The organism is Colwellia piezophila ATCC BAA-637 (assembly GCF_000378625.1).
Taxonomy (GTDB): Bacteria; Pseudomonadota; Gammaproteobacteria; order Enterobacterales; family Alteromonadaceae; genus Colwellia; species Colwellia piezophila.
Window position 1 is genome coordinate 228,776 of record NZ_KB905164.1, and the last position, 18,211, is coordinate 246,986.

16 protein-coding genes are annotated in these 18,211 nt (G+C 39.9%); 10 read left to right on the forward strand and 6 right to left on the reverse strand.

The features are described from left to right. The first annotated feature begins 162 nt into the window (after positions 1 to 162). The 6 genes from F580_RS0109845 to uspE all read left to right on the forward strand — a co-directional run bounded on the left by F580_RS0109845 (position 163) and on the right by uspE (position 6,139). Positions 163 to 678, forward strand: a complete 516-nt coding sequence (locus F580_RS0109845) for a FixH family protein (protein ID WP_157443064.1) — start codon at positions 163 to 165, stop codon at positions 676 to 678. 99 nt (positions 679 to 777) lie between these two features. Continuing rightward, positions 778 to 3,246, forward strand: coding sequence for a heavy metal translocating P-type ATPase (locus tag F580_RS0109850; RefSeq protein ID WP_019027557.1), 2,469 nt, complete (start codon positions 778 to 780; stop codon positions 3,244 to 3,246). Positions 3,247 to 3,286: 40 nt separating this feature from the next. Beyond that, the gene (gene ccoS, locus F580_RS0109855; RefSeq protein ID WP_019027558.1) at positions 3,287 to 3,523 is read left to right on the forward strand and encodes a cbb3-type cytochrome oxidase assembly protein CcoS; all 237 of its coding nucleotides are present in this window, start codon (positions 3,287 to 3,289) and stop codon (positions 3,521 to 3,523) included. Continuing rightward, positions 3,523 to 4,272 (forward strand): sulfite exporter TauE/SafE family protein, encoded by a 750-nt coding sequence (locus F580_RS0109860; RefSeq protein ID WP_019027559.1) that lies wholly within the window; start codon positions 3,523 to 3,525, stop codon positions 4,270 to 4,272. The genes ccoS and F580_RS0109860 overlap by 1 nt, the downstream gene beginning before the upstream one ends. Before the next feature lie 50 nt (positions 4,273 to 4,322). Then, positions 4,323 to 5,042 carry a fumarate/nitrate reduction transcriptional regulator Fnr gene (gene fnr / locus F580_RS0109865; protein ID WP_019027560.1) on the forward strand — a complete coding sequence of 240 codons (720 nt, stop codon included), beginning with the start codon at positions 4,323 to 4,325 and terminating at the stop codon, positions 5,040 to 5,042. 131 nt (positions 5,043 to 5,173) lie between these two features. Continuing rightward, a complete protein-coding gene (uspE, locus tag F580_RS0109870) occupies positions 5,174 to 6,139 on the forward strand; it encodes a universal stress protein UspE (RefSeq protein WP_026301370.1) in 966 nt (321 codons plus the stop codon). 115 nt (positions 6,140 to 6,254) lie between these two features. Here uspE and F580_RS0109880 read toward each other — a convergent pair whose 3' ends face one another. From F580_RS0109880 to F580_RS0109895, 4 genes are all read right to left on the reverse strand, one after another. Further along, complete coding sequence (locus F580_RS0109880) at positions 6,255 to 7,241, reverse strand: 5-oxoprolinase subunit C family protein (protein WP_019027562.1); 987 nt, start codon at positions 7,239 to 7,241, stop codon at positions 6,255 to 6,257. 53 nt (positions 7,242 to 7,294) lie between these two features. Further along, complete coding sequence (gene pxpB / locus F580_RS0109885) at positions 7,295 to 8,035, reverse strand: 5-oxoprolinase subunit PxpB (RefSeq protein WP_019027563.1); 741 nt, start codon at positions 8,033 to 8,035, stop codon at positions 7,295 to 7,297. Next, positions 8,035 to 8,760: a 5-oxoprolinase subunit PxpA gene (locus F580_RS0109890; RefSeq protein WP_019027564.1), complete on the reverse strand. Its 726-nt coding sequence runs from the start codon at positions 8,758 to 8,760 to the stop codon at positions 8,035 to 8,037. The genes pxpB and F580_RS0109890 overlap by 1 nt, the downstream gene beginning before the upstream one ends. A gap of 202 nt (positions 8,761 to 8,962) precedes the next feature. Continuing rightward, entirely contained in the window at positions 8,963 to 9,805 is an 843-nt protein-coding gene (locus F580_RS0109895) for an isopenicillin N synthase family dioxygenase (protein ID WP_019027565.1), read from the reverse strand. Positions 9,806 to 10,027: 222 nt separating this feature from the next. Between F580_RS0109895 and F580_RS0109900 the strand changes: the two genes are divergently transcribed. The 4 genes from F580_RS0109900 to deoD all read left to right on the forward strand — a co-directional run bounded on the left by F580_RS0109900 (position 10,028) and on the right by deoD (position 14,398). Then, positions 10,028 to 11,020, forward strand: a complete 993-nt coding sequence (locus tag F580_RS0109900; RefSeq protein WP_019027566.1) for a hypothetical protein — start codon at positions 10,028 to 10,030, stop codon at positions 11,018 to 11,020. A 192-nt stretch (positions 11,021 to 11,212) separates the two neighbouring features. Next, the gene (locus F580_RS0109905; RefSeq protein ID WP_157443065.1) at positions 11,213 to 12,109 is read left to right on the forward strand and encodes an endonuclease/exonuclease/phosphatase family protein; all 897 of its coding nucleotides are present in this window, start codon (positions 11,213 to 11,215) and stop codon (positions 12,107 to 12,109) included. A 154-nt stretch (positions 12,110 to 12,263) separates the two neighbouring features. Further along, complete coding sequence (gene add / locus F580_RS0109910) at positions 12,264 to 13,271, forward strand: adenosine deaminase (RefSeq protein WP_019027568.1); 1,008 nt, start codon at positions 12,264 to 12,266, stop codon at positions 13,269 to 13,271. Positions 13,272 to 13,693: 422 nt separating this feature from the next. Next, positions 13,694 to 14,398 carry a purine-nucleoside phosphorylase gene (gene deoD, locus F580_RS0109915; RefSeq protein ID WP_019027569.1) on the forward strand — a complete coding sequence of 235 codons (705 nt, stop codon included), beginning with the start codon at positions 13,694 to 13,696 and terminating at the stop codon, positions 14,396 to 14,398. Between the two features lie 106 nt (positions 14,399 to 14,504). On the opposite strand, the gene F580_RS0109920 is transcribed toward deoD, so the two are convergent. Together F580_RS0109920 and F580_RS0109925 are read right to left on the reverse strand one after the other, a co-directional pair. Further along, on the reverse strand, positions 14,505 to 16,811 hold the full coding sequence (locus tag F580_RS0109920) for a TonB-dependent receptor (RefSeq protein ID WP_026301372.1): 2,307 nt from the start codon (positions 16,809 to 16,811) through the stop codon (positions 14,505 to 14,507). A 138-nt stretch (positions 16,812 to 16,949) separates the two neighbouring features. Then, positions 16,950 to 18,167 (reverse strand): phosphopentomutase, encoded by a 1,218-nt coding sequence (locus F580_RS0109925; protein WP_019027571.1) that lies wholly within the window; start codon positions 18,165 to 18,167, stop codon positions 16,950 to 16,952. Positions 18,168 to 18,211 lie beyond the last annotated feature (44 nt).

The following is an 18,211-nucleotide window of genomic DNA, read 5'->3' on the forward strand; positions in this document are numbered from 1 at the left end:
CCCGCCTACAAAAGCCCTTGTTACACTTTGTAATCAAGGGTTTTTTTTCTGGCTAATACTGCACTGAAAACTAGCTGCTGGCTAAGAATAAAGTTATAATCTCATCACTTTTATTACCATACATCAAACCTACTATTATTTATTATGGCTTCATCTAACCTTATGAAAACATCTGAACCTGAGCAAATCTCTTATTGGTATCGTGAACCTTGGGCTTGGGTAGTATTCCTTTTACCTTTAAAGGCGATTGTCGTCGGTATACCTTATTATATAATTGCCAATACCAATCCAGATCCCCTCGTCATTGGCGATTACTACAAAAAGGGTAAATATATTAACTTAGAAGTCTCTAAGGTTAAATTGGCGCAAAAGTTAGGCATGAAGTTCGCCCTTAAAATGACTGGCAACGAGTTGATTATCAAACCAACGGGCATTGATAAAATATTCCCGGTACTCAATGTGAATTTTTTCCATCCAACTTTGGAAGGCAGAGATTTTTCATTAGCGTTAACCGCTGATGGTAACGGACATTTCAGACACCAATTCGATCACTCAGTTGCGGGTAAATGGAAGCTAACGATAAGCTCTTTTGAAGGCAAGTGGAAGATTCAAAATACCATTTACTTACCGCAAACTGATTTTATTGATATCTTGCCCGACCCAACTAGAGCTCAATAACGACCATGGATGCCTAAGCTTCTCAGGCAAATATCCCCTTTCCTCTCAACCCTATAAGCAGACGCTAAGCTAACGTCTGCTTTTATTAGCAAGTAAGCCATGACCAGTAATTGTTTTCATTGTAGTGAAGTTGTACCTGTCGGTATTAACCTCTTTGTAACCATCAATAATTCTAGCCAAGTTATGTGCTGTATTGGCTGTCAAGCGGTCGCGAAAACCATCGTTGATAATGGTTTAACACAATATTATACCGTAAGAACTGAGCCCGCTTATAAAGGACAAGCCCTAGTCCCCGAACAATTACAAAAAAACAAACTGCTTGATGAAGCGGTGTTACAAAGCGAATTTGTATTTAAAAGTGATAGTGAAGACGGTCACTGTATAGAGGCGATATTAACCATTGATGGCATAAGTTGCGCAGCTTGTGCTTGGCTTATCGAAATGCAATTAGAGAAGCTCGAAGGTTTAGTTAATATCAACGTAAATGCCACTAGCCAACGAGCAACAGTGAAGTGGCTAGATGATGCGATAAAGTTGAGTGATATTTTACTCGCTATCGAAAACATTGGTTATCAAGCGCTGCCCTTTAAAGCCAATGAAGCTGAATTAAGAAATAAAGAACAAAGCAAAGCTTTTATCAAACGCCTTGGTATTAGCGGTATCTTAATGATGCAAATTATGATGATAGCGGTTGGCCTTTATTTTGGCGCCTTTACTGATATGTCTGAGCACAATAAAGTATACCTGCGTTGGGTTAGCTTTATTCTGGCCACCCCTATTATTTGTTATGGTGCCTTGCCCTTCTATACCGGAGCGATAACAGCCCTTAAAGCAAAGCGTTTATCCATGGACGTTCCCGTGTCTATTGCCATATTATTAGCATTTACCGCGAGTGCATGGGCAACCATTACCCAGCAAGGAGAGGTCTATTTTGAATCAGTCTCCATGTTCACCTTTTTACTGCTTATTGGTAAGTTTCTAGAGTTTAGGGCACGATCTCGTGCTGCTCAGGTTTCAGCTAACTTATTAAAGTTGATGCCTATGACAGCAACTAAAGTAGTTTCGTGCAGTGACAACTCCGGTTCAAGCAAAGAAATACTCGTTGCGGCTAAACAACTCATCAAAGGTGATACCGTACTGATCAAACCCGGCGAAGTTGTACCTGCTGATGGTGTTATTATCAGCGGTAATAGCCAATTAAATGAAGCAATGCTTTCGGGTGAACAATTACCTATCAATAAAATAGTCAATGACAATGTCTTTGCTGGCACCATTAATGGTGATGGCAATCTTACTGTGCAGGTAAAAAAAGCCAGTAGTCAGTCGTTCTTAAGCCAATTGATTCGCTTAAGCGAGCAATCTCAAGCGCACAAACCTAAAATAGCGCAGTTATCAGATAAAATAGCTCAGTATTTTGTTGCGGTTATTCTCTTAACATCCATTGCCACGGCAATATATTGGCACCAACATATGCCAGAAGAAGCTTTTTGGATCACCCTTTCTGTTTTAGTCGCGACCTGCCCTTGTGCACTTTCATTAGCAACGCCAACGGGCTTAACCTGTGCAACCACCCGATTGAATAAGGCGGGTATCATGATCAAAGGTGGTCATGTTATGGAAACATTGCCACAAATCAGCTGTTTTGCTTTTGACAAAACGGGCACATTAACCACCGGTGAATTTGCCATTAACAAGGTAGAGCTTTTCAACAATGACTCCAATATCACCGGAACAAGCAATAGCGCCGAAAAATACAGCCAAGAACAGGTACTCGCCATTGCGGCGACATTAGAAGCGCACTCTGAACACCCGATTGCTAAACCATTTGCCGAGCACAGAGATCACAGCATTACTGCCGAGCACGTTAAAGTATTTTCGGGTCAAGGCATTACTGGCACAATAAACTCGATGAAATATGCTATCGGTAAGTACTCTTGGCTAGACAGTGACGCTGAGCTTGATAATGCTCAACAACAGTTACTTAAGGGTGCAAGCTGCCTGTTAATGGCCAATAAACAAATTATTGCAGCATTTTACCTGGAAGATAAAATTCGCGATGAGGCCTTTGCGACGATAGCTACTCTCAATAAAGAATACAAAACCTTATTGTTATCCGGTGATAGTCAACTAGCTTGTGAAACACTAACACAAATACTACCGGTGAATAACGCATTTGGCGGACTCAGTGCCCAAGACAAAATGCAGCGGATAAAAGAGCTGCAAGCGCAAGGTTATAAAGTAGCAATGACCGGCGACGGCGTTAACGACTCACCCGTGTTTGGCGCTGCGCATATATCTATCGCTATGGGTTGTGGTGCTGACATTACCAAAAGTGGCGCTGATGTTATTTTGCTTAATAATAAATTAAGCAGCATCAACACCTTAATAAAAGTGTCACATCGAACCCGCCGAATAATTTTACAAAATTACTTATGGGCTTTTGGTTATAATGCTATTGTATTACCATTAGCCGTGGCTGGTTATATAACACCTTACATGGCTGTTATTGGTATGTCGGCCAGCTCGATATTAGTTATTACAAACTCATTACGTTTACTTAAGCCGTAAGCAAATTAGCAAATCAAAGAGCCAACCAAAGAGGTGAATTATGAGCATCATTTATATTTTAATCCCTGTCGCCGTTTTGTTAACTTCTCTGGGCATTTACCTGTTCTTTTGGGCCGTGAGAACAGAGCAGTTTGACGACCTTGAAAAGCAAGGCATGAGTATTCTTTTTGATGATGAACAAAATCACTCTGCCGATAAATCAGAGCAAGTAACACCACCAAAGGCAGTTCAACAAACAGGCGAAACACAGAACACCGAGCAAGCGCCTAAAAACTAATGAGCTTAGATATATTTTCTGCATTTATTATCGGCTTACTAGGCTCTGGTCATTGCTTAGCTATGTGCGGAGGTATTACGACTATGCTCACTTCAGCCATCGATAAGCCTGCTAACCTACCAAAGAATAACAATAATTCACTCGGCGAAATACCGGTTAAAGATATCTCATCACCACAGCGCTGTGCACCACAAACATCACGTTTAAACTTGGTACTTTTTTACCATCTAGGTCGTATTGGTAGTTATTGCTTAATCGGAGCAATCGTCGGTTTTACCGGCTCTATCGCCGCTAGAAACATTGGTTTACCCCTTACAGGATTGCGTTTAGTTGCTGCTATTTTTCTTATTTTATTAGGCTTATATATAGGTCAATGGCTGTTATGGTTAAATAAAATAGAAGCGTTAGGGAAAGGCTTATGGGCATATTTATCACCTCTGGCTAAGCATGTCATCCCTGTAGATAATCGAAGAAAAGCCCTTGGTTTAGGCGGTTTATGGGGCTGGTTGCCCTGCGGCTTAGTGTATTCAACGCTCACTTGGGCACTTGCTAGCGGCAGTAGCTTAACGGGAGCCACTATTATGCTCTTTTTCGGACTGGGTACTTTACCGGCATTAATCACCTTATCACTGGGTATAAGCAGCATAAAAAAGCTACTCGTTAACCAAGTCTTTCGCAAAGCGATGGCTATCTCCCTTATTGGCTATGGCATATATACCTTTATAGTTGCATATCAGCAAACGTTCTAATAACATGTACTTGCCTTCCTATATGTAACACTATGTCTTAGAGTAATATCATGCAAAATAAAAGTTGTCCTACGAAGCAACATATCAATTGTCAGAACTGTAGTATCAGTGAGTTATGTTTACCTTTCTCTTTAAATGATAAAGAACTTGATTCTCTTGATGAAATCATTGACCGGAAACGCCCTATCCATAAGGGCGACAAAATATTCCATGACGGTCAAGACTTACAGGCATTATTCGCCATTCGCTCTGGTACCTTTAAAACCTTTACCGTTAATGAGCAAGGCGAAGAACAAATTACCGGCTTTCATTTAGCAGGAGATTTACTTGGTTTTGATGCTATTGCTGAAGACTCTCATCCTAGTTTCGCCCAAGCACTTGAAACGTCGATGGTTTGCGAAATCCCTTATAAAAATTTAGATGAACTCTCAAATACTATGCCGAAGCTCAAAAAGCAGATATTACGGCTAATGAGTAACGAAATTAAAAGCGATCAAGCAATGTTAACGCTACTTAATAGGAAGAATGCCGAACAGCGTGTGGCGACTTTCATTGTCAGCTTAAGTGAGCGTTACCATGCCCGTGGTTTATCATCGAGCGAATTTCGCTTAACCATGACGCGAAGTGAAATTGGTAATTATATTGGCTTAACCGTTGAAACTATTAGTCGATTATTAAATCGCTTCCACAAGAGTGGCTTAATTAAAGTTGAGGGTAAATTAATTGCTATCTTAGATATCGATAAACTCTGTGATACGGCCGCACTATAGCCCAATTCGTTATTGCATGATTAAAAAAAAACATCAAGTCATAACGAAATAATCTTGATTTAAAACAAGCTTTAATTTATCAACTTTGCTATAAATAATGTATCGTTATTTTTAGTTTGCTAGAGGTTGCCATGGACATGTATCAAAATATCCTCGTTGTGATTGACCCCACCACAGAAGATCAAAAAGCACTTAAACGAGCCATTGAGCTCGCCGAAAAAATTAATACGGCTCGACCTGAGCAACAAGTAAATATCACCGCCTTTTTTAGTGTTTTTGATTTCTCTTATGAAATGACCACTTTTTTATCGAGTGGCGAGCGTGGCAGCATGCGCAAAATGGTCATCAATGAAAATGAATCATGGTTAGATGATATTATTTCAGCGACTAACAGCCAGGTAAATATTCACAGTAAAGTGGTTTGGCATAACCGTCCTTTTGAAGCCATTATTAGACAAGTTATAGAAAAAAATCATGATTTAGTCATCAAAGGCACTCATCAGCATGATAAATTTAAATCGGTAATATTTACCCCTACTGATTGGCATATTTTGAGAAAATGTCCTTGTCCGGTATTGCTCGTTAAAGATCATGAATGGCCTGAGCAAGGTAATATCCTTGCTGCACTGCATGTTGGTAGTGATGAGGAGGAGCATTTATCCTTGAACAACACCATTACTAAGCAGGCAAAGAATATCGCGCAATTAATCACCGCAAACCTACACTTAGTGAATTCCTACCCAGGAACACCAGTAAATATTGCCATAGAAATCCCAGAGTTTGACGCCAGCGAATACAATAATGCTATGCAAGCTCATCACAAAGAAGCGATGAACAAGCATGCCACTAATTTTGGCATTGAATTAAGTCATACTTTTGTTGAGGAAGGCTTACCGGAAACGGTGATTGAACAAACCGCATTGAAAATTGATGCTGAATTGGTGATTTTAGGCACCGTTGGTCGAACGGGTATTTCAGCGGCCCTTATTGGCAATACTGCAGAACATGTTATTGACCAATTGAACTGTGATGTTTTAGCCTTAAAACCTGATGGATTTATATCACCACTGGCTGAAGGGCTATTAGCCCAAGAATAGTTCGCTAATAGTCTGGCTTAAAATAAAAAGCAAAACTCGCCGTTTTGCTTTTTGTCGCCACCTTTTAGCGACCACCTTTTAACGACACCTTCTAGTAACTTCATCAGTTTACCTTTTATCCGTCACAGTCAATAAGCTTAGTTTGCTGCAAACGACTCAAATTAAGGTGAAACAAATTACCGGCTTGAGACATCGAAATAGGCTCAAAACGTACTTTATCGCCTTGGCGTAATTGCGCAAGCTTGGCACAATCTTGAGAAATAACCGCGCCAATTTTAGAGTAACCACCGATAGTTTGCCTATCATTTAATAATACAATAGGCTGGCCATCCGCAGGCAATTGCACCGCGCCATAACAAATACCTTCCGATAAAATCCCCCCTAGATCGGACTGTATCGCGGGTCCTTGTAATCGGTAGCCCATTCGATCCCAATGTTTACTCACCCGGTATTCACTTGAAAAAAACAACTTTTTAACTATCGCTGAAAAATGTTGTTGCTGATAACTTAGCACGGTATGTAATACTACTTCATTCGAATATTGCGGCTGTTGATGCGTAGCTAGCATGCGCAGCTCTTGCTTCAGCGCTGACTTTAATATGGCTATGCAGGGTAATACATCATTAAGCACGAGTTTATCACCCGTTAACCCGCCTATAGATTCTCGACAGACTGTCGCTGTACTACCAAAGCTTGGCTTAATGGCAAAGCCACCGACCACAGCTAAATAACATCTAACACCAACGGGGGCAAACCCTAAACTAATAGTATCGCCGGCTTTAAGCAGATAACTGCGCCAAAGCGATTTTGCTTTACCGTTAATGGTCAGCGGCATTGGGGCGCCTGTCACCGCAACAACGCAATCAAGTTGGGCCGTTAACTGTAAACCACCTAGACAAATTTCAATGGCTGTAGCATTTAAGTCATTGCCACATAACTTATTCGCCCAATAAAAAGCTAACGAGTCAGCCGGACCGCCATTGGTCAGCCCTAAGTTAAAAGCACCAAAACGGCCTGCATCTTGAATAAGACTTAAAACACCAGCACTGTTAACGACAAGGCCTAGGGTAGTAGCACTGTTATTGGCGACTAATTTTTCCATATAACCATCGTATTTACCTGTTTACTTACCATTTTAAATTTTTCCTCTTAGCCTTACAGACAAGGTAAAACACCGCCCAACGTTAAGAATTCAGACTTTTCAATGGCAACAAAAGTCACCCTATCTCCTACTGAAAGCCGCATAACCGGGTCTGTTTGGGCGTTAAACATATCAACTGGACACAAACCAATGATATTCCAACCGCCTGGAGATTCAGCGGGGTAAACCGCAGTTTGTCTATCGGCAATAGCAACAGCGCCCTTAGGTACTTTTAATCTTGGGCTGGTAAGCCTTGGCATGGCAATTCGCTGATCAACTTCCCCTAAATAGGCAAAGCCTGGGGCAAAGCCAATCGCATACACGCGATACTCCGGCTTTTGATGCAAAGCAATTACTTGCTCGACACTGATTTTTGCCTGCTTGGCTATACGTGTCAAATCAATGCCTGAGGCAAGAGAATAATAAACCGGCAGTTCAATTAACTTCCCTGGTTTGTTACCCCCGCTACCACATGTTTTTAATAAATATTTTAGTCGGTTACTTAAATGCTGATGGTCGATTTCAAGTAAATTAAACACCACTAAAATAGACGCATAGGAGGGAATAAGGTCGATGACTTCCACTGACAGGTGAGTACGTATGAGTTGAACGGCTTGGTGAACGTTGCTATTAATCTCCGCGCTGATCACTGATTCTAAGGTAATACTTGCTTGGGTTTTATCAGAGAAATAAAGCATTAAAGCATTTTCACCGGCAATTTCAAGGCGAATACTCTCATTTATAATCGTTGACATTAGCTCAGTAAATCTTTGATTTCACCAATCGCCTGTACGCTGGCAATATTATCACCGTGCACGCATAAACTATCTACCTCAAGCTTAAGTATCTTACCTGAAATCGTGGTGACAGTGCCATGCTCAACTAATTGTTTAACTTGCGCCAACATAGCCTCTTTAGTCAGTACTGCGCCGGCTTGGCTACGCGCTAATAACTGACCATCATCACCATAGCAGCGATCAGCAAAGGCTTCTGCGTAGAGGGAAACAGCCATTTTTTTAGCTTGTTCTTTAAAGCCAACCAAGTCAGCTGTTGCTTGTATCATCAGGGTGAGCTTTTGGGGATATTGAGCAAGTGCGGTTAAAATAGCGCTATAAACTTCTGGTTTTGACATCATATCGTTATACAGAGCACCGTGCGGTTTAACATAACCTACCGAAACGCCTTGAACACTTGCCATGCCTATTAGCGCTGACACTTGATAGTGGATAAGCGCGATAATCTCTGCTGCAGAGCAAGTCATTGAACGACGTCCAAAACCCACTAGATCAGGATAACTTGGATGAGCACCAACCGCTACTTGATGTTGCTTAGCAAGTGCGAGTGTTTTTTGCATCACTAGCGGATCACCGCCATGAAAGCCACAAGCAATACTTGCTTGATCAATATGAGGCATAACTTCACTATCACATCCCATGTTCCAAGCGCCGAAACTTTCCCCTAAATCGCAGTTTAATTTCATTTTTATTCTCGCCTAACAGAGTCTTTCGACTCATGGATTAATCAATCAAAACGATGGTTATACCCGTTACTATGGTCGATTATATACCCAAAGTTAGTTGTTAAAACAGTAACTTATTTGGGCTATTAATTAAAGAATAAAAAAGCCGATAAGTATTTCTACTTATCGGCTAAATATATATACCTGTCAAAACACTATAGGGTTAAACTTTTACCCCTAACTCACGAAGGCGTTCGAGTAAGTAACTGGCTTGGGTATGTTTTTCAGATAACACTACTTCACTACGAGGATGTAAAAACAACGGCAGCGATATACGAGATTTATCACTGCCCTTACCTGTTGGGTTGATAACTCGATGACTAGTCGAAGGGAAGTAACCACCTGACGCTTCTTGTAACATGTCACCGATATTAATAATAAGGTTACCAAAATCAGACGGTACATCCATCCATTCGCCATCTTGACCTTGCACTTGTAAACCGGGCTCATTGGCTGCGGGCAAAATAGTCAATAAGTTAATATCTTCATGGGCTGCAGCTCTCACGGCGCCGGCTTCTTCATCACCGGTCAGCGGCGGGTAATGTAAAATGCGCAATAAGGTATTTGGCGTGTCTTTAATCATATTAGATAGTGCTTCAGAATACTTCTCGGCAACGTCACTCGGACTGTGGGCTTCTACCCAGTCAAGTAACTCAGCGGCAAGTTGTGATGTTAAGCGATAATACTCAAGAATTTCAGCTTCCAGTTGTGCCGGTATACGCCCCCAAGGATAAACATGATAATACTCTTTAATATCTTTCTTACTATGACCTTTCGCCGTTTCAGATATCTCAGCAGAGAAATAGCCATCTTGTTTCTCGACATCAAAAGCAAAATTATGCTTGTCTTCGTTTAAGAAAAACTCCTGCCAATTCTTATAAATTGACTCCACTAAGCTTTGTTGGATTGGATGATTAATCAGTACACCGAAACCTGTTTCACGTAGACTGTTAACAAACTTTTCTGCCGCATCTTCTGCAGTGTAATCGACAACTTGTACTTGCATAATTTATTTCTCTTTAATTTTTCTTTAACGACAATGAGTAGATTTTACTCTTTTATCGATTTTGTTCAACAATTCAAATTAATAACCTGACCAAACGGTCTACTTTTATGGTGTTTCACTTTAAAAGTATCAAATTTAACTAAAACCAAGGTAGAACTAACTTGCATAATGGCATGTCATTCGTTAATTTAGCTTTCTTTAGTATAGATAAAATGACTCGTTATGATTTCCAGCATCAATTCATGGCAAAAGCCTTGCCAGCAAGTAGTATTTTTATTGCTTAGCGCCTTTAGCTCAACTCTCTGGGCGCAAACCGTTGTTGTCTTAGCTGATACCCCTTACAGTGATAACGAGAAAAAGATGTTGCAGGGACCTAATGGCAGCTTATATCGCTTAATCAATGCCGTGAATCCTAGCGCCGTGATGCACCTTGGTGATTTTAAAAGTGGCGGTAAGTCATGTACTAACGACTTATTGAATGAGCACAAAAAATTACTAGCGCAAATCTATCCGGGTAAAATGATCTACACCCCTGGAGACAACGATTGGACTGATTGTGATAGAAGCTCGCTAAGTTCTAGCTTTGATGAATTAGAGCGACTCGAGTTTTTAATTAAATTAATGTACCAAACACCACCGCTATTAAGCAAAGACCTAGCCTCAATCAGATCACAGCAAGCCCAAGTAGAAAATAAGTTATGGATTAATGAACGATTAGCTATCAGTACGCTACACATCGTTGGCACCAGTAATGGTCGGGTAAACATTGATAAATCTAATACCGACGATGCCATCAAGGCGGCTGATAATAGAGATAAACTAAATATTGCTTGGTTAAAAAATATTGAAGAAAATGTCCAACATTTTGATGCCCTAATTATCGGCTTTCAAGCGGATATTTATCAGCAACGCGTATTACAAAGTAGCGCTTGTGGTGACTTATCCCTAAAAACATGTGATGCCTTTGCTACTTATCGACAAGCATTTCAAGACTTAGCTAAACGCATTAATAAGCCTGTACTGGTTAGCCATGGCGATACCGGGGATTTCTGTTTTGAGCAACTAGACAAAAATCTATGGCATTTAAATGCTGCCGGTGATTTTCGTTACCTTGATGCAACTAAAGTCACCTTCAATAAAGACTCAGCTGAAAAACCATTTATTATTAACGGTCTGATCTACCCTAACTTACCTCACATTGGTTGTAATAATTAATCCTGATTTCAATGCTATTTAGATGTTGTTAACATGAAACTAGTGTAATGTGGCAAATCAACACAGTTCCTGACCGAATGGTTAAGAATAAACAGAGCATTATCACTCACTCTGTTACCGCCAGTTTATGTTCAAGCTAAGTAATAAAATAAAAAAATCCAGTTAAAAAGAGATATGTTAATGAAAACCTTCATGAAAAATTCAATGTTTACCCTAACAGTATTGCTATTTAGCAGCTTTATGGCTCAAGCCAATGAGCTAAAACTTGCCTCATGGAACATCGCCTGGTTAGGCTCTCATGAATATAACCAGCGCAGCGAGGCTGATTATCAACAACTAGCCTTGTACGCCAAGCAATTAAATGCTGATGTTATCGCTTTGCAAGAAGTTGAAAGTGAATATTGGGCACGTAAAGTTTTTGGTGATGACTATGATTATTACTTTTCAACCAAAGACTGGGTACAACGTGTTGGTGTTGCGGTTAAAAAATCTCAAGGTTTTACTGTAAAGGCCAAAGAATATAAAGCCTTAGATATTGGCAGAGTACGCCATGGTATGGATATCACCTTAACAAGAAACAATAAAACCTTACACTTGTTAGCCGTACATTTAAAATCGGGCTGCTTTACTGACCCCTTAGATAATAACAGTATTGCTGCCATGCCAAGTTCAACCGATAAAGAAGTAAGGCGTAAAGAAGCGTGTGACAAGCTCAATAAACAAATAAAACCGTTAGAGCAATGGATTGATTTACATGCTGAACAAGGGGCTGCCTATATCGTATTAGGTGATTTTAACCGCCGTTTCAGCCAAGATATTGCCTTAAAATATTCTGAGAGTAAGGGCTTATGGCAAGCATTAGATGATGAAGGCCAAGCTGCGCTTTGGACACCAACCACGACTATAAACTCAGACTGTTGGGGTGGTTATTACAAAGACTATATAGATCATATCCTTATGAGCCCAAAAGCGAAGCAGTCATATATTGAATCGTCATTCGAACAACTGGTTTTCAAACCTAAGTACACTAAAAAGCTATCTCAAAACTTAAGTGACCACTGCCCTATTTCAGTAAAGCTTAAGCTCTAAGTGCTTAGCTTATAAAGATAAGCACTAAGTTTTATCTTGCTCCAATGGAGTCTATAATAAAAAAGCATTACAAGTTGGTAATATTTATCACTAATACTTATCAGTAAGGTGAATAATTTGGCTAACTACGTTTCATTACTAGGATCTTTTCATCATGTTTAATAAGCAACTTCCCCTCGTGGATTTACATCGTCATTTAGATGGTAATATTCGCCCAGAAACCATTTGGCAACTCGCACAAAAAAACAATATAAAATTACCGACTGATAACTTTGCATCGTTTATCCCGCACGTACAAATTACCGACAGTGAAGCCGACCTGCTTGCCTTTTTGAAAAAGCTTGATTGGGGCGTTGGTGTGTTAACCTCTCTTGATGATGTGGTTCGCATTGGTTTTGAGAATGTCGAAGATGCTTACAACGCTAATATTGATTATGCAGAATTAAGATTTTCTCCTTATTACATTGCCATGACGCACAACCTGCCGATAGAGGGAGTGGTTGAAGCGATCATTGAAGGGGTTAACCAGGGCAGAGATAAATTCCCTACTAAAATAAATTTAATAGGCATTTTAAGCCGTACCTTTGGTATCGAGCACTGTCAAAATGAACTTAATGCCCTACTTACCTATAAAGACAGCTTAGTTGCAGTAGATTTAGCCGGAGATGAGTACAACTTCCCCGGCAGCCTTTTTGAAAACCACTTCAAGCAAGTAAGAGATGCCGGCTTGAATGTTAGTGTACATGCGGGTGAAGCAGCCGGTCCTGAAAGTGTATGGCATGCCATTAAAAAATTAGGCGCGACACGTATTGGCCATGGCGTTGCTTGTGCTAACGATCAAAAGTTAATGGATTATATGCGCGATCATCAAATTAGCCTTGAGTCTTGTCTTACTTCAAATTATCAAACCGGTACAATCAAAGACTTAGCGACACACCCAGTGAAAACCTTTTTAGAAAATGAGCTGATGGTTTGCTTAAATACAGATGATCCTGCGGTCGAAAATATTGAACTTGCCGGTGAATTTGACCTAGCCCGTACAGTACTTGGGCTTAATAGCGAACAAATAAGTAAACTGCAACGCAATGCAGTACAAATGAGCTTCTTGTCTGTTGCAGAAAAGAAAACGTTGCTTAATATTAAGCAAAACTCACTAAAGTAGTACTGAAGTCAGAGTAAAATCAGACTAAAATAATATTGTCTACTTGAACGATTGTTAACTTAGCATTATTAATCGGCACCTTGTTTATTGATAAATAAGCACTTTAGCTAGTGTTCAATCAGTAAAAAAGTACTTAACAAAGTATTTAAAAAGTAAATCAATATCAACTTTATCAGTAAAAAATCCTTGATAGCAGCATGAATGATTCTGTTCTGGCTAGAAACTTACTGAGTTATACCAATTTCATTTAGTTTATGAGCAGGTTGTACGAAGGGAAAATAAATCAAGGCAAGGCGTTCGATTGAGCAATAGCTGGCTATTGAGATTGAGAGCAACGCCGCTTTGATAAATTTTAACCAGTACAAGTGAACAAGAACTTATTGGAATGGGTATTAAACTTAAACATTAAAAGGATAACTCTTATGCCAACCCCTCATATTGAAGCTCAACCAGGCGATTTCGCAGAAACAGTATTAATGCCTGGCGACCCACTTAGAGCCAAGTTTATTGCCGATAATTTTCTCGATAATGCCAAGTGTGTCACTCAAGTACGTAACATGTTTGGTTACACCGGTACTTATAAAGGTAAACGCATCTCTGTTATGGGCTCAGGCATGGGTATACCAAGCATATCTATTTATGCGACAGAACTTTATAAAGAATATGGCGTTGAAAAAATCATCCGCATTGGCTCTTGTGGGGCCATTCGTGATGACATCAAAATTCGTGACATTGTTATTGGTATGGCCGCTAGCACAGACTCAAACGTCAATAGGCAAAGAATCAATAATATAGATTTTGCTGCTTGTGCTGATTTTTCGCTATTAAAAAGTGTCGTAGATACCGCAGAGAGGTTGGGTAAAGCTGTACATGTAGGCAATATCTTTACTGCTGACTTATTTTATACTCCGCAACCAGAAATATTTGCCACCCTAGAAAAATACGGTGTTTTAGCGGTAGAAATGGAAGCCGCTGGTCTTTATGGTGTTGCTGCTGAATATGGTAAAAAAGCCCTGACGGTATTAACGGTAAGTGATCATATTAAAACCGGCGAGCAAACGACCGCAGAAGAGCGACAAACAACGTTCAAAGATATGATGGAGATAACGTTAGAAAGCATACTTTAAAGGCTTTTTAACGGCTTATATTGCAATAGAAAGCAAAAGAAAAGGGTTAGCATATTGCTAACCCTTTTTATTGTTCATCTATCAATTTTATTGATAACGACTTGTTTTAAAAGAAAGACACTTTAAACGCTGCGCCAATAAACCGCTCTTCGTTAACCATGCCAGAGTTGTTATTAAAATCAACACCGCCAATAATTACTTGCTCATCGGTCAGATTACGAACAAAAGCTGAAACTTCATATTCATTATCTCCCGATATCCAGTTATAACCAGTACGAGCGCCTATCTCTACTAGGGCGTCACCTTTAAATTCTTTTGCTCTATATAAAAAGAAGTCAACTTCACCACGGTAAGTTAAATCAGTATGAGCAAAGAACTCACCATCACCAATTTCTTTTACATAACTTAAGGTTAAGTTAGATATCCACTCTGGCGCGTTAGGTAAACTATTACCATCAATATACGCCATGGTAATCGGGCCAAAACCGCCTGGAACTTGGAAGGTAGGATCGGTTACTGTACATGTACCAGAGCCACAAGCTGCAACAGCAAGACCTTTATCATCAATTTCAGTTTTGTTGTAACTGAGATTAAAAGTAGCAATAATGTTATCAGTTAAAATCCACTCAGAATCAAGCTCGATACCATAACCCGTAGTGCCGTCTGCATTTAATAGTGTATTTGAATTTGAAGTACCACCCACTGCAGTTAGCTGCTGATTATCCATATCAAAATAATAAACTGAGACATTAATTCGACCTTGCCCGTCTAAAACATCAGATTTTATACCGGTTTCATACGAGGTAATCGTTTCTGAATCGGCAACACTGACATTTTGATCGTAAAGCACGCGACCTTGAATACTCGGTGCTCTAAAACTATTTGCTACTCGGGCATACCAATTAACGTCTGGGTTAATTTTATAAGTACCACTAATATCCCAACTGACGTGACTATCACTTGGGTTTACCGACTTAGAATAATTACCACCATCAGCACCAGGAATGAATGGATGGTCTAATAGTTCAGCCGTAAAGTCTTTTTCATCGTCAGAGTAGCGAAGACCTACCGTTAATGAGAAGTCATCGGTAAAATCATAATCAACAGAGCCAAAAACAGCCCATGCGGTTGTTTCTTGGTATTGCGTTGACTCACCGTTCTGCGCACCATGTTCAGGGTCCGATGGTGTTGAGTTAGCATCACGAGTATAAAAATCAAAAGTATTAATCGTTAAGTCTTCGTAAAAGTAGAAAAGACCCACTTGATAGTTTAACTGACCAACAAAATTTGAAGCTAATCTCAGCTCTTGAGTGTATTGGTGATGATCAGGGATTTCATCCGCTGTTTGGGCACCCCACCATACGGCATTAGCATCACCGGCAGGAGGAAAACCATTATAACCGCCATCAACATCGGCTCTAGAGTATATTTCAGCACTTTCCCAAGCCGTTATCGAGGTAAGCGTGTAATCTTCAACTTCCCATTCAAGTTTTAAACTACTACCTTGGGTACTAACTTGTTGAGTAGCAAACTGACCCGCATCTTGATAAACGACATCTGCTTTAAAATCAGGGCGAATATTATTAGTGCCTGGCGTAGCAATATTTGGATTAAAAACTATTGGTGAGCCATCGAGATCTCTAAAGTGATAATTAAATAAGGCACTAAAAGAATTGCCTTCATATAAAAATTGAATACGGGCTGCATTATCCTCATAACCACCTAACTGATTAGTTTGTTCAAAACCAACCGCTTTATTATCAATATAGTCATCCTTTGATTGATGTAGGCCTGAAATACGAACCGATAAATTATCAGTCAAACCACCACCAACCGCTGCAGATGTATTGATAGCACCACGTGTACCGTAAGAAATTGCCGCAAAACCATCAAAAGACTGAGATGGTTTCATTGAGTCAAATTTCACTAAACCCGCCGGTGTATTACGACCAAACAAGGTGCCCTGAGGGCCTCGAAGTACTTCGACACGTTCAACATCAAAAACAGGGAAGCCCTTTAGAATTGGGTTTTCTTGTACAACATCATCAACAATATAAGAAACAGGTTGCGAGGCATTTAAATCAAAATCGGTATTGCCTAAGCCACGGATATAAAAGCGAGGAAAACTTCGACCATATGAAGATTCAACAGCAAGACTTGGGATACGACCGCTCATAAAACGAATATCCATACCCGCAGAACTATAAGCATCAAGGTTCTCGCCTTGTAAAGAAGATACGGCAACCGGTACTTCCTGAACATTTTCTACACGTTTACGTGCAGTAACTTCAATTACTTCAAGTTTATTTTTACCCGCTTCTTCAGCTTGCGCCATTGAAGTCATTCCGCCACCAGTGGCGAGGATTCCTGCGCTAATGCATAGCGATAGCGATTTCTTTTTAAAAGTGTGCATAGTTGTTATTCCCCAGATATTAATCAAATTAGTTCTAACTCGCTCTAAATGGCGATTGATGAACTATTCCAGTGTAGTTTAAATTTTTAAACCTTCCTTGTTAATTAATAATTTCCTTTATAAATTAATGATTTAAATTTAAAATTTAAAATTTAAATCTGATAAAAAGCTAGTACCGTAATCCATTGCCTCAACCTTAAATAGTTCAGCGATGGTTTGCCCTAAATCAGCAAAGGTTTTACGGTTACCTATATTAACAGATCCGATCTGCTGATGGTAAGCTAAAATAGGAACATATTCTCGGGTATGTTCAGTTCCTGGCCAAGTTGGATCACAGCCATGATCGGCCGTTATGAAAAGTACATCATCTTCTGACAGTGCTTCAAGCAGCTCTGGCATACGTAAATCTAGCGCCTCAAGCTCTCGTGCATAACCGACCGCATCACGCCTGTGACCAAAATCTTGGTCGAAATTAACCAAGTTAGTAAAAATAAGAGAATTGTCTTGAGCGCTCTTGATATGGCTAAGTGTGGCATCAAAAAGCGCATCTAAGCCCGTTGCTTTGGTTTTTTCATCAATGCCTTGATGGGCAAAAATATCGGCAATTTTACCAACACTGATAACATGAGTACCTGCTGTCGATATTTTATCAAGCACGGTCGGTGCTGGTGGTAATACTGAATAATCTCTGCGGTTGCCGGTTCTGGCAAAATTATCTGCACTATCACCGACAAAAGGTCTGGCTATAACGCGACCAATATTTAAATCACCGAGTAATTCACGTACCGTTTCACAATACTGATAAAGGTTATCTAGACCAAAGTGCTCTTCATGGGCAGCAATTTGAAAAACACTATCTGCAGAGGTATAACAAATAGGTAAGCCCGTTTTAATATGCTCTTGCCCTAAACGCTTAAGAATTTCTGTGCCCGAGGCATGACAATTACCTAACATGCCGGCAAAACCCGTTGCTTGATTAATACTGTCGGTTAATGAAGTTGGAAAGCTATTTTCTTTATCGGTAAAATAGCCCCAATCAAAAAGTACGGGCACACCCGCCATTTCCCAGTGACCACTGGGGGTATCTTTACCGGTACTAATTTCTTGTGCAAAGCCATAAGCGCCTTTACTTGGCTCTTGCCCTTGATAAGGAAAATCTTGACCTGACGCCTCTTGACAAGCTTTTATTAATCCCATTGCAGATAAATTTGGCAAGGCAATTTTTTTACCTGTTTCTTCAAAATAGGCACGAGATAAATTGGCAAAGGTATTTGCCCCAACATCGCCAAAATCTACTGCATCAGGGGAGTAACCAATACCAAAACTATCAATAACTAAAATGATTGCACGAGCCATAACCTTTCCTTTTTAAATATTTAAATTACAAATGATAACAAAAA

Coding starts and splice junctions, on each gene's coding strand:
- pxpB (WP_019027563.1), bottom strand. CDS start 8,035: ATGTCAACGATTATAAATGAGAGTATTCGCCTTGAAATTGCCGGTGAA.
- F580_RS0109905 (WP_157443065.1), top strand. CDS start 11,213: ATGAAAAATTCAATGTTTACCCTAACAGTATTGCTATTTAGCAGCTTT.
- F580_RS0109895 (WP_019027565.1), bottom strand. CDS start 9,805: ATGCAAGTACAAGTTGTCGATTACACTGCAGAAGATGCGGCAGAAAAG.
- F580_RS0109900 (WP_019027566.1), top strand. CDS start 10,028: ATGATTTCCAGCATCAATTCATGGCAAAAGCCTTGCCAGCAAGTAGTA.
- F580_RS0109920 (WP_026301372.1), bottom strand. CDS start 16,811: ATGCACACTTTTAAAAAGAAATCGCTATCGCTATGCATTAGCGCAGGA.
- F580_RS0109925 (WP_019027571.1), bottom strand. CDS start 18,167: ATGGCTCGTGCAATCATTTTAGTTATTGATAGTTTTGGTATTGGTTAC.
- F580_RS0109860 (WP_019027559.1), top strand. CDS start 3,523: ATGAGCTTAGATATATTTTCTGCATTTATTATCGGCTTACTAGGCTCT.
- ccoS (WP_019027558.1), top strand. CDS start 3,287: ATGAGCATCATTTATATTTTAATCCCTGTCGCCGTTTTGTTAACTTCT.
- uspE (WP_026301370.1), top strand. CDS start 5,174: ATGGACATGTATCAAAATATCCTCGTTGTGATTGACCCCACCACAGAA.
- deoD (WP_019027569.1), top strand. CDS start 13,694: ATGCCAACCCCTCATATTGAAGCTCAACCAGGCGATTTCGCAGAAACA.
- F580_RS0109880 (WP_019027562.1), bottom strand. CDS start 7,241: ATGGAAAAATTAGTCGCCAATAACAGTGCTACTACCCTAGGCCTTGTC.
- add (WP_019027568.1), top strand. CDS start 12,264: ATGTTTAATAAGCAACTTCCCCTCGTGGATTTACATCGTCATTTAGAT.
- F580_RS0109850 (WP_019027557.1), top strand. CDS start 778: ATGACCAGTAATTGTTTTCATTGTAGTGAAGTTGTACCTGTCGGTATT.
- fnr (WP_019027560.1), top strand. CDS start 4,323: ATGCAAAATAAAAGTTGTCCTACGAAGCAACATATCAATTGTCAGAAC.
- F580_RS0109845 (WP_157443064.1), top strand. CDS start 163: ATGAAAACATCTGAACCTGAGCAAATCTCTTATTGGTATCGTGAACCT.
- F580_RS0109890 (WP_019027564.1), bottom strand. CDS start 8,760: ATGAAATTAAACTGCGATTTAGGGGAAAGTTTCGGCGCTTGGAACATG.